At 65.6% G+C, this 11,816-nt stretch carries 10 protein-coding genes; 2 read left to right on the forward strand and 8 right to left on the reverse strand.

From position 1 onward, the window contains the following. The 6 genes from JOZ00_RS00445 to JOZ00_RS00470 all read right to left on the reverse strand — a co-directional run. The coding region (locus JOZ00_RS00445; protein ID WP_293338344.1) for a uroporphyrinogen-III synthase at positions 1-1,019 on the reverse strand (1,019 nt) is incomplete at its 3' end. A 77-nt stretch (positions 1,020-1,096) separates the two neighbouring features. Then, positions 1,097-2,494 (reverse strand): nitrate/nitrite transporter, encoded by a 1,398-nt coding sequence (locus JOZ00_RS00450; protein WP_293338346.1) that lies wholly within the window; start codon positions 2,492-2,494, stop codon positions 1,097-1,099. Positions 2,495-2,976: 482 nt separating this feature from the next. After that, a complete protein-coding gene (locus JOZ00_RS00455; protein ID WP_293338348.1) occupies positions 2,977-3,882 on the reverse strand; it encodes a 5-oxoprolinase/urea amidolyase family protein in 906 nt (301 codons plus the stop codon). Positions 3,883-3,905: 23 nt separating this feature from the next. Beyond that, the gene (locus JOZ00_RS00460; protein WP_293338350.1) at positions 3,906-4,580 is read right to left on the reverse strand and encodes an allophanate hydrolase subunit 1; all 675 of its coding nucleotides are present in this window, start codon (positions 4,578-4,580) and stop codon (positions 3,906-3,908) included. Positions 4,581-4,691: 111 nt separating this feature from the next. Continuing rightward, positions 4,692-5,681, reverse strand: a complete 990-nt coding sequence (locus JOZ00_RS00465; protein ID WP_293338352.1) for an ABC transporter substrate-binding protein — start codon at positions 5,679-5,681, stop codon at positions 4,692-4,694. Between the two features lie 55 nt (positions 5,682-5,736). Further along, complete coding sequence (locus JOZ00_RS00470) at positions 5,737-6,321, reverse strand: TetR family transcriptional regulator (protein WP_293338354.1); 585 nt, start codon at positions 6,319-6,321, stop codon at positions 5,737-5,739. Between the two features lie 162 nt (positions 6,322-6,483). Between JOZ00_RS00470 and JOZ00_RS00475 the strand changes: the two genes are divergently transcribed. Further along, on the forward strand, positions 6,484-7,890 hold the full coding sequence (locus JOZ00_RS00475; RefSeq protein ID WP_293338362.1) for a nitrate/nitrite transporter: 1,407 nt from the start codon (positions 6,484-6,486) through the stop codon (positions 7,888-7,890). Here the strand turns inward: JOZ00_RS00475 and JOZ00_RS00480 are convergent. Continuing rightward, entirely contained in the window at positions 7,887-9,161 is a 1,275-nt protein-coding gene (locus JOZ00_RS00480) for a DNA polymerase domain-containing protein (RefSeq protein ID WP_293338356.1), read from the reverse strand. The two genes, JOZ00_RS00475 and JOZ00_RS00480, sit on opposite strands and share 4 nt — an antisense overlap. Positions 9,162-9,218: 57 nt before the next feature. Between JOZ00_RS00480 and fadD2 the strand changes: the two genes are divergently transcribed. Beyond that, a complete protein-coding gene (fadD2, locus tag JOZ00_RS00485) occupies positions 9,219-10,898 on the forward strand; it encodes a long-chain-fatty-acid--CoA ligase FadD2 (RefSeq protein ID WP_293338358.1) in 1,680 nt (559 codons plus the stop codon). Between the two features lie 31 nt (positions 10,899-10,929). Here fadD2 and JOZ00_RS00490 read toward each other — a convergent pair whose 3' ends face one another. Then, positions 10,930-11,277, reverse strand: coding sequence for an ATPase (locus JOZ00_RS00490; protein ID WP_293338360.1), 348 nt, complete (start codon positions 11,275-11,277; stop codon positions 10,930-10,932). Positions 11,278-11,816: the final 539 nt, after the last annotated feature.

Here is an 11,816-nt window from a genome sequence, read left to right on the forward strand (position 1 = left end):
TTGCTGTTGCCGGGCAGCGCGCGTAACAAATCGCCGCGGGAAACCACGTCACCCGGACGTTTCGCCAGCGCCCGCAACACGCCCATTCCGGACGGCGGCAACACCTTGATCGAACCGTCCACCAGCACGCAGGTCCCGCGGATGTCGACCGTGTGGCCGGCGGCCTTCACGGTGCACGACCCCAACAGGGGCAGCTCTTCAGCGATGTGACGTGCCAAGGCGCCCAACCGCATTCGTTCAGGTGAGGATGTCGGCACGCCCTTGCGGATCAACGGCCTGGAGGTGACGGGCCCGACGCACATCGCGTGCACATCGGTGCGCAAGGCTGCCAGCAGCTGGTCCTCGACGTCCAGCTCACGGCCGCGTTCCAGCACCGCGGCCGCCGCGGGCGCCGACGTGAAGGTGACCGCGTCGAACTGTCGTCCGGCGATGCCGGTCACCAGCTGATCGAACGTGCCGCCCAACGGCGTTGGCTTCCAGCGGTACACCCGCACCGGCACCACTTGCGCGCCCGCCATCCGCAATCCGCCGAGGAATTCCGGGAACGGGTCCCAGGCGTCGGCGGCGCCGTGCAGCTGGACGGCCACCCGCAACCCGTCGACGCCCGACTTGAGCAGGTATTCCAACACTTCCTGCGATGATTCGGATTCCGGTGACCACTCCTCGTGCAGACCGGCGGCGCGCAGCGCCCCGGTCGCCTTGGGCCCCCGCGAGACGATCCGGGCCGACGACAGCGCATCAAGGAGCTGGGTGACGGCTCCCCAGCCCTCGGCGGCGGCCAGCCAGCCGCGGAAGCCGATCCCGGTGTGGGCCACCAGGATGTCGGGTGGGTCGGCGATCAAAGCCTCGGTGTGGCTCTGCAGTTCGTCGTCGTCGGGCAGCGCGATCATGTTGATCGCGGGCGCGCTGCAGACCTCGGCGCCCTGGCGGCTCAGGAGGGCACAAAGCTCCTCGGAGCGCCGGGCGGACGTCACCGCGATGCGGTAGCCCGTCAACGGCGGGGAGTCTGGCTGGCCCATGTCACCTGTGTATGCCCATTTGATTTCGGTCGCGTTACCTGGCAATTGCTTACGCATTGCCCACCATGAGGCCGCGCTCACACCCTTGCGAGTTTAGCTGTGGCCTCGTCGCCCTGCCCGTGTGCCGCAGCAACCGGCCGCCGGGTGTAGACCAGCCAGGTCATAAATGCCGCAACGACGTAGGAGGCCAAAAACACCCAATAGGCCGACGTTTCCGTTCCGGTGCTCAGGTATGACTGGCGCAGCGCCAGGTTGATGCCCACACCGCCGAGCGCGCCGACGGCGGAGCAGATCCCGATCAGCGAGCCGGATTTCGCACGCGCCCAGTGGCGGCGCTCCTCTTCGCTGGTCTGCAGCGAGCGACTGCGCGCCTCGTAGACCGACGGGATCATCTTGAACACCGACCCGTTGCCCATCCCGGAAAGAATGAACAGCACCATGAAGCCGATGACGTAGCCGATCATGCTCGTTGAGTGTGATTCGGCGTGGTGATCGTCGAAAGTGCTGATGGTCACGAGCAGCCCGGCCCCCAGGGTCATGCCGGCGAGAATGCTCAGGGTCACGCGGCTGCCACCCATGCGGTCGGCCAGCCGGCCGCCGTAGATGCGTGCCAGTGACCCCAGCAGGGGGCCGACGAAGGCCACCTGAGCGGCGTGCAGCGCGGCATGCTTGGCGCTTTCCCCGTTGCCAAGGAAATTGACCTGCAGCACCTGGCCGAAGGCGAACGAGAACCCGATCCACGAACCGAAGGTGGCGATGTAGAGCAGGGAGATCACGTAGGTGTCCCGTTCGAACAGGATCGAGCGCATGGTGTTCAGTTGCGTGCCGTGGCTGACGTTGTCCATCAGCAGCGCGGCGGCGATGCCGACGATCACCAGCAACACCAGGTACACCGCGCACACCCAGTACGGCGCTTCGTGTCCGGCGGTGGCGAGCGCCAGCAGCCCGATCAGCTGGATCACCGCCACCCCGAGGTTGCCGACACCGGCGTTGACGGCCAGCGCCGAACCCTTGAGTCGCTCGGGATAGAAGGCGTTCACGTTGGCCAACGAGGCCGCGTAGTTGCCGCCACCCAGGCCGGTCAGCGCGGCGCAGATGATGTAGGGCCACAGCGGCAGGCCGGGGTTGGCCAGCAGCGCGATCGTGCCGCCCGTCGGGACCAGTAGGACGAATGCCGAAAAGGCCGTCCAGTTGCGGCCGCCGACGGCCGCGATGCCAAGGGTGTAGAAGATCCGTGCGAGGCCACCGACCAAGGTGGCAACGGCGCCCAGCAGCAGCTTGTCGCCGGCGGAGAAGCCATAGACGCTCTGCGGCATGAACAACGCCATGACGGGCCACAGCGTCCAGATCGAGAAGGCGACATGGTCACCCGCGATCGTGCAGAGCAGGTTGCGGCGGGCGATCTTCTTGTTGCCGGCCTCCCAGGCTGCTGTGTCTTCTGGATTCCAGTCCGTGATGCGGTGATTGCGGCCCATCCGAATTTCACCTTTCGTCAACGGCAATGCTCCCGGGGACGGCACGGCGTCGTGCCATCGGCTGGCGGCGACCATATCGCGGTCGTTTCGTGGAGGTTCGCATTCATCCACAGGCAGGCGAAATCAGTTGGGCACGTTGAGATATGAAGCCAGCGCATGCATACGGCTCCCTCTCGTCAGGCCCACCAACCGGCGCATCCAGCTACCGCCGAGCCGAGATGCTGTTGCGGGTCCATATGGGCACCCCAAAACGAAGGGGCATGCCCCGCCGTATCTTTCGATGCTCACATTAAGAGCGCGAGCCGGTCAACTTAAACCGGCCGTTAACGCCTGTCAGTTGATTACGAGTTATCTGGTAAATACCTGAAGAGCTTCAATGCGCCCAAGAATGCAGTCCCGCCAAGTGATTTCGCCGTCTGCGACCGGGCTAATGTGAACTGTAATACATTTCGTTGCCACCGGCTACAGACTGTGCCGTGGGCTCAGCCGACGGCGCCGGCGTGCGACTCGGCCGCGACGACGGACCTCGGCCGCGCCCAGTGCAGTCGCACCGACTGGCCAGGTCGCACCTGGGCGATCTTGTCGACGTCCTCGTCGATCACCACGCCGACGACGGGGTAACCGCCGGTGACCGGATGATCGGGTCCCAAGATCACGGGTAAACCGTTGGGCGGCACCTGAATTGCGCCCCGCGTAGTGCCTTCGCTGGGCAGTTGCCGGTCCGGGTAGCGGTACTGCAGCGGACGGCCGACCAGTCGCATCCCCACCCGGTCGCTGCGATCGGATGCCACCCAGTCGGTGTGCACCAGGGCGTCGGCGTCGGCGAACCAATCGTCGCGCGGACCGGGAACCACCAACAGCTCCACCACATCACCGGTGATCGCGGCGACCGGGGCCTGGTCCACCTCGGGGTACTCGTCGGTGTGCTCGCCGATCGGCAGCTCGTCTCCACTCTGCAGCGGCGACGGGCCGATGGCCGACATCACGTCATAGCTGCGTGAGCCCAGCACCGGCTCCACGCACACGCCGCCGCGCACCGCGAGATAGGTCCGCAGACCGGAACGGGGAGCGCCCAATGCGATCACCTGGCCGTCGCGGACATGGTGAATACTGTTGGTGCCGAACTTGATTCCGTCCACGGTCGGATCGGTGTCGGCGCCCGTCACCGCGATATCGACGTCGCCGCCGCGGACGCGAGCCGCGAAGCCGCCCAGTGTCACTTCGATGGTGGCGCGGTCGTCGGGGTTGGCCACCAGCCGGTTGGCCAGCGTGTGTGCGCGGCGGTCGGCGGCACCGGACCTGCCGACGCCCAGATGGGCCAGGCCCGGACGGCCGAGGTCTTGCACGAAGGCCAGCGGCCCGGTGCGCAGAATCTGCAGAGTTGCCACGGTCATCTCCTCGGGGGTGGTGGCTAGACGGCCCGGAACCGAACCCACATGCCCCGCGTCAGCAAGGCCGGATCGGGGCGTTCGAGGTCCCACAGGATCGCGTCGGTGTGGCCGATGAGTTGCCAGCCGCCGGGCGACTGGCGCGGATAGACCGCGCTGAATTCACCGGCTAGTCCGACCGAGCCGGCAGGCACCGACGTCCGGGGCTCGGAGCGGCGGGGCACCCGCAACCGCGGGTCGCCGTCGACCAGATACGCGAAACCCGGGGCGAATCCACTGAATCCGACCCGCCACAAGGTGGAGGTATGCGCGTCGATCACGCCCGCGATGGTCAGCCCCGTGTGCTCGGCCACCTCGGCGAGGTCGGGCCCGTCGTAGACGACGTCGATCACCACATCGGCGCTGCGGTCCGACACCGCAGCCTCTTCGGCGTCCACCCGCATCTTGCGCAGGCGCTGCCGGGCGACACCTTGGTAGCGAGGAGCCTCGAGCTTCACCAGGACCGTGCGGGCGGCCGGCACGATGTCGAGGACACCGGGCAGCGCGGCAGAGCGCAGCGCCGCCGCCCACGCCAATACCTCTGCGGTGCTACCACATTGCAGCATCAGCGCCTGGTCGCCGTAGTCCAGCACGGTGTTGCCGACGAGCTCCGCCGGCAGGTCTTTGGACACGGCACTGGTTAGGTCTGTCACGCTCATTACTCGACGGTAACTTCGTATCGCGGTCCGGGCGAGGGTCTGCCGACGGAATTTCGAACACTGCCAGAGCTGCCTTAGCAAACGCTCAAACAGGCGCGGCGCGGCCAGGATCTAACCCAGGATTTTGCTGATCTGCGGCGGCAGTTGACCGGCGACCAATGGATAGCTCAGCGGCGACGCGAAGGCGATCGCCCCGGCGAGATCCTTGGTGGTGAAGATGTGCCGGTTTCGTGCGGTGGCTTGCGATCCCGCCACCTCGGGGTCGGCCAGTATCGCCTTCTGGTCGTCGGGGTTCTGCGTCGTCCAGATCACCACGTCGGCGGAATCGAGCACCGCTTTGATGTGATCGCGCGGGATGACGGCCCGCTGATCGGTGCCGAAGGGTTTGATGCTGTCGTCGATGACCAGACCCATCTGGTTCAGGAAGTCGGTCCGCCAGTTCGCCATGGTGGCGACGACGGTGCCCTGCCACAGCGCGCCCTGCATCAACAGCGCCTTCTTACCGGTCCACGACGGGTTCTTCTTGCCGACGGCGGTGAATTGCTGAACGACGGCGTCGAGGAGTTGCTTCATCTGGTCGTTCTTGGACACGGCCTGGCCGATGGCGCCGGCCTGTTCCTTCCACGGCTCGAAGAAGGCGTCGCCGTCCGATTGGGCCAGGGTCGGCGCGATGTTGGACAGCTTCTGATAGGTATCGGCGTCCAGGCCGGCATTGACCGCCACGATCAGATCCGGCTTGAGGCTGCCGATCTGGTCGACAGGAATACCGTTGTCCTGGTTCAGCACCACCGGCTGCGCGCCGTTGAGCTTGGGCGCGGCCCACGGCCACACCCCGAAGGGCTGATCGCCGAACCAGTTGGTCACCGCGATCGGCACCACGCCCACCGCGAGCAGGTCGTCCTGCTCGGTGTACCCGGCGCTGACCACACGCTTGGGCGGCTCCTTGATGACGGTCTGACCGAAGAGGTGGTTGATCGTCACCGAGCCCGGACCGGCGTTGCTCGAGGACTGTTTGTCCGACGAGCACGCGCTCGCGACGGCCGCGACCGCTGTAGCCCCTGCGAACTGCAAGAATCCCCGACGATTCCAAACCTGCCGCATCGCGTGAGAGTAGCGCGTTCCGCGCGGACACCTGCACCGCCGCGCTGTTACGCGCTCAGGCCAGCGGCAGACCCGCGTCGATGAAATCCAGCGCCCGGTAGATGGTGTCGGCCGTTTTCGGGGCGGCGTCGTAGGCCGCCATCATGGCACCGGTCAGCGCGCCCGCGAATACCCGGACTTCGAAATCGTCTGGTGCCCTGCCTATCCGGTGAGCGATGGCCTCGGCGGCGACCCGCACGGTGCGGTAGTACTCGTCGTACATCGCCGCCTTGAGCTCGGGTATCGAGAACATGAGTCGTTGCCTGGCGCTTTCGAATTCGAGCTGGTCGGCGGGCAGCTGGGCCATCACGGCCTGATACGCACTCCGGAAGGCCTGGGCCGGCGACAGCTCGGCGGGCTGGTTCTTCAACGCCTCGAGGATCAGGGGGTCCAGGTCGTCGGCCAGGAGCAGCGACTCCTTGGACGGGAAGTAGCGGAAGAAGGTGCTCGGCGATACCTCTGCCGCGTCAGCGATCTGTTCGATGGTGGTGGCGGCGTACCCGTTCTCCTCGATCAGGCGGAACGCCGCGCGCCGGATGGCCTGATGGGTTTTGATCTTCTTGCGCTCCCGCAGACCGCGCGGTGCCTGAGTCGCCTGCATGGACCGATTCTTCCGCATCCGCTACCCCCTGGAGGTGGAGATGCGCGCCGGGGCGCAAAGTTCTGACAGCGGACCAGACGCCGCTGCGATATCCACGTATCTCCGCCGTAACTGCGCCCACGCGATCCGGTAACAGTCCCTTCTTAACGTCGGGGCGTGACAATCACGGACACTGCGCAGACGACCGCCCCGGTCCAGGCCCCCGCGCGCCGGCATCATGCAGGACGACACTGGATTGACGACTGGCGACCGGAAGACCCCGAGTTCTGGGAGACGACCGGAAAGCCGATCGCCCGCCGCAACCTGATCTTCTCGATTTTCGCCGAGCACGTCGGCTTCAGCGTCTGGATGTTGTGGAGCATCGTGGTCGTCCAGATGACCGCGGTGGGCGCCCCCGGACACCCCATGCACGCCGCTGCCTCCGGCTGGGCGCTGACCGCCAGCCAGGCCCTTTGCCTGGTCGCCGTGCCCAGCGGTGTCGGCGCCTTCTTGCGGCTTCCGTACACATTCGCGGTCCCGGTCTTCGGCGGCCGTAACTGGACGACCATCTCGGCCATGCTGTTGCTGATCCCATGCCTGCTGCTGGCCTGGGCGGTGGGCCATCCCCACATGTCGTTCGCGGTATTGGTCGCGATCGCCGCGACGGCCGGCTTCGGCGGCGGCAACTTCGCCTCGTCGATGGCCAACATCTCGTTCTTCTACCCCGAGAAGGACAAGGGCTGGGCGTTGGGCCTCAACGCGGCCGGGGGCAACATCGGTGTCGCGGTCGTGCAGAAGATCATCCCGACGATCGTCATCGCCGGCGGCGGGGTGGCACTGTCGCGGGCCGGACTCTTCTACGTGCCGCTGGCCGTCGTCGCCGCGCTGTGCGCATTCCTGTTCATGAACAACCTCACGGAGGCGAAGGCCGACGTGAAGCCGGTGTGGCAGTCGCTGCGGCACCCCGACACCTGGGTCATGTCGCTGCTCTACATCGGCACGTTCGGGTCGTTCATCGGCTACTCGGCGGCGTTCCCGACGCTGCTCAAGACCGTGTTCGGTCGCGGCGACATCGCCCTGACCTGGGCATTCCTGGGTGCCGGCATCGGGTCGGTGATCCGGCCGCTCGGCGGCAAGCTCGCCGACCGGATCGGCGGCGCCCGCATCACGGCCGCCAGCTTCGTCATGCTCGCGGTCGGCGCCGCGGCGGCGCTGTGGTCCGTCAACGCCAAGAACCTGCCGATGTTCTTCGCCAGCTTCATGTTCTTGTTCGTCGCCACCGGAATCGGCAACGGCTCGACCTACCGGATGATTTCGCGGATCTTCAAGATCAAGGGCGAGCTCGAGGGCGGCGATCCCGAGACGATGGTCGGCATGCGCCGCCAGGCGGCCGGCGCTCTGGGCGTCATCTCGTCGGTGGGCGCCTTCGGCGGTTTCGTCGTGCCCCTGGCGTACGCGTGGTCGAAGTCGGAGTTCGGCAGCATCGAACCGGCGCTGCGGTTCTATATCGCGTTCTTCCTCGCGCTGCTGACGGTCACCTGGTTCTGCTATCTGCGCAAGAAATCCGGCATGGCCCTGGCGGGCGTCTAGCCCTTTTGTGGCCCGGTGTATTTATGCTGCTCATTTTTCCAAGGGCTGTAGTCGGCGATCAGGTCTTCCTGCGGCGGTCGCTCGCCTTCGGGGACGTGCTGCAGGTTGATCCGGATTCGGTACCAGATCGAACTCGGCCCCCGCATCCCGTCGACAAGGACGTCGGCGGGATGCAGGCGGTCGGACGCCGTGGGGTACCGGCCACGCCAGGTATCGAGGGCGGCCATGGCCTCGTCCTTGGTCTTGGTGCGGGCGATCTCGATGAGCGGCATCGATGACGACCGCCGGCCGTCGGCGCGCTTACCCGACCCTTTCGGGGCCTTCTCCGGCGGTCCCAGCTCTTCGGCCAGCACGAGCAGGCGGTCCAGCTCACCGACCGCGTCGTCCATCCCCGCCCACGGGTCGCCCAGCTCGGCGAACCGGCCGGGCACGGTGTCGATGGTGAACGCCTCAGGGCGGCAGTCGGCGACCTCCTCCCAGAACAGCGGCGTCGACACCCGGGCGTCCGGGGTCGCGCGCACCGAATAGGCCGATGCGACCGTACGGTCCTTGGCGTTCTGGTTGAAGTCGACGAACACCCCTTCGCGCTCTTCCTTCCACCAGCGGCTGGTCGCGGCTTCGGGCACCCGCCGCTCGACCTCGCGGGCAACGGTCTGGGCTGCCAGCCGCACATGCTTGAACTCCCAGCGCGGCGCGATGCGGGCATAGATGTGAAATCCGCGCGAACCGGACGTCTTGGGCCAGGCGACCAGGCCGTAGTCCTCCAGCACCTCGCGTGCCACCAGCGCGACGTCGACGATTCGCTGCCAGGACACGCCGGGCATCGGGTCCAGATCGACGCGCAACTCGTCGGGGTGATCGAGGTCGCCGGCCAGGACCGGGTGCGGGTTGAGGTCGATGCAGCCGAGGTTGATCGCCCACGCCAGGCCGGCCGCGTCGTGGATGACGGCCTCCGCAGCGGAAGTGCCTCGTGCGTAACGCAATTCGGCGACGTCGATCCAGTCTGGTCGGTTGGCGGGTGCGCGCTTCTGGAACACCGCCTCCTCGTTGATGCCCTTGACGAAGCGCTTCAGGATCATCGGCCGGCCCGCCACCCCGCGCAACGCCCCGTCGGCGACCGCCAGGTAATAGCGGACCAGATCGAGCTTGGTGCGCGGTCCAGCGAACGTTTCGGGGACACTAACGCGGGGGAACACCACCTTGTCCGGATGGGTGATGGCCACAGTACGCCCGGCCACCTCCAGCGAAACCGGACTGGACATGCGGTCCATGGTAATTCGCCCGAATTTCCGGCCGCGTTGAGACGGACGTCACATAGGGTGGAGCGCATGCCTAACCTCATCGGCCTGCCTGGTCAGGCCGCCGCGAAAGTTCAGCAGTACGTCGAGCGTGGCGCGGCCGAGCTGCATTACGTGCGCAAAATCTTCGAAGCGGGCGCATTCCGGATCGAGCCGCCGCAGAACTATGCCGCGATGGCCGCCGATATCTACAAGTGGGGCGAGTTCGGCATGTTGCCCTCGCTCAATGCGAGGCGCCATCCCGACCGCGCGGCGTGCATCGACGAAGAGGGCGAGTTTTCCTTCAAGGAGCTCGACGATGCGGCGCACGCGGTGGCCAACGGGTTGATGGACAAGGGCATTAAAGGGGGCGACGGCGTCGCCATCCTGGCCCGCAACACCCGCTGGTTCCTGATCGCCTACTTCGGCGCCGCCCGGGTGGGCGCCCGCATCATCCTGCTCAACAGTGAGTTCTCCGGCCCGCAGATCAAAGAGGTGTCAGAGCGCGAAGGCGCCAAACTGATCATCTACGACGACGAGTACACCAAGGCAGTCAGCAAAGCCGAGCCGGAACTTGGCAAGCTGCGTGCGCTGGGCACGGACCCCGACGCCGACGAACCGTCCGGCAGCAACGACGAGACGCTGGCCGACCTGATCGAGCGCAGCAGCTCCGAACCCGCTCCCAAAGCGAGCAAACACTCGTCGATCATCATCCTGACCAGCGGCACAACGGGCACTCCGAAGGGCGCCAACCGCAGCACTCCGCCGACCCTGGCGCCGATAGGCGGCATCCTGTCGCACGTCCCCTTCAAGGCCGGCGAGGTGACATCGCTGCCGGCGCCGATGTTCCACGCGCTGGGTTTCCTGCACGGGACCATCGCGATGTTCCTGGGCTCGACGCTGGTGCTGCGTCGGAAATTCAAGCCGCCGCTGGTGCTGGAAGACATCGAGAAGCACAAGGTGACGGCCATGGTCGTGGTGCCGGTGATGCTGTCGCGGATCCTCGACACCATCGAGAAGATGGACTCCAAGCCCGACCTGTCCAGCCTCAAGATCGTGTTTGTCTCCGGCTCGGCGCTGGGCGCGGACCTGGCCGAACGGTCGCTGAAGGATCTTGGCCCGGTCATCTACAACATGTACGGTTCAACGGAAATCGCCTTCGCGACGATCGCCGAGCCCAAGCACCTCGAGTTCAATTCGTCGACCGTCGGGCCCGTCGTCAAGGGCGTGAAGGTCAAGATCTACGACGACAACGGCAAGGAGTTGCCGCAGGGCGACGTCGGGCGCATCTTCGTCGGCAACGCCTTCCCGTTCGAGGGTTACACGGGGGGCGGCAACAAACAGATCATCGACGGATTGTTGTCCTCCGGCGACGTCGGCTATTTCGACGAGAACGGCCTGCTCTACATCAGCGGTCGCGACGACGAAATGATCGTCTCCGGCGGCGAGAACGTCTTCCCCGCCGAGGTCGAGGACCTGATCAGCGGGCATCCCGAAGTGGTGGAGGCGACCGCGATCGGCGTCGAGGACAAGGAGTGGGGTCACCGGCTGCGGGCCTTCGTGGTCAAGAAGGACGGCGCCGACCTCGACGAGGACACGGTCAAGCACTACGTGCGCGACCACTTGGCCCGGTACAAGGTGCCGCGCGAGGTCGTCTTCCTCGAGGAGCTGCCGCGCAACCCGACTGGCAAGGTCCTCAAGCGCGAGCTGCGTGAAATGGAGATCGAGTAGCCCGAGCCGGGCTGGCGCGTCTAACGGCCGGTCAGCGCCGGTCTTGGATGGCGTGGGTGATCTGGGCCGTGAGCTTCGGATCGATGAGAAGCTGATCGATGAGTGCGGTGAGCACCTCTTGTCCGGTCACCCGGGCGACCCCCAGACGGTCGGCGGCTTCGCGCTGCCAGATGTCGAGGGCCCGGTGGGTGGCCGCCGGAAGATCGACGGTACGACGGGTGCGCTGGCTACGGCCCTGCTGGTTGGGTGCGGGTTGGCTGACCGCCCGTTGAGCACCCTGCCGGATGCTGGTGAGTCGCTCGGTTGGCGCGGCGTCACCGCCCGGCTGGGCGCGGAATGATCCGGCGTTGGGTCCGCTGTGGTTGGGATTGAAGTTCACTGCAGCGGTCGTCCTCCGGTGAGTGGCCAATCAGTAAATCAGCGTTAGGTGTGTGTTGATACTGATTCTCTCACCGAGACCGGCGTAAGTCGCGTTGCCGGGTCCAGGACTGGTGCCGCCAGCTGTCGGCGAGTGCCGAGACTACCGCCCGGGGTCCCACCGGCCTTTTAAGCGGCGCAGCTTAAGAGCAAATCCGATAATGTAGCTGGATAACCATTTACCAATCAGAATATACGTAGTATGGTTAGAGGCTGAGATTAAATCGCGTCAAAATTATCCGCTAATCCGTAGATGTGCTGATCCTTACCTCCGTGAACACGCATCCACGTAAGCCAGTATATCAGTAGACCGGCTGTGAGCTGGCGCGATAGCCATAATGTCAAAGTATTAGTATTGGATAATCTGCGGATTGCATAAAATACTTATTTCCATTATTGAGGTGCTACTGCGTACCTAGATTGTCCAATTTGTTATCCAGTTCACAGGACAATTTCTCGAATCTCTATTGTTTGCCGAGAAATGGCCAAGTAACGTTGCTG

It is taken from the genome of Mycobacterium sp. (assembly GCF_019243155.1).
Classification (GTDB): domain Bacteria; phylum Actinomycetota; class Actinomycetes; order Mycobacteriales; family Mycobacteriaceae; genus Mycobacterium.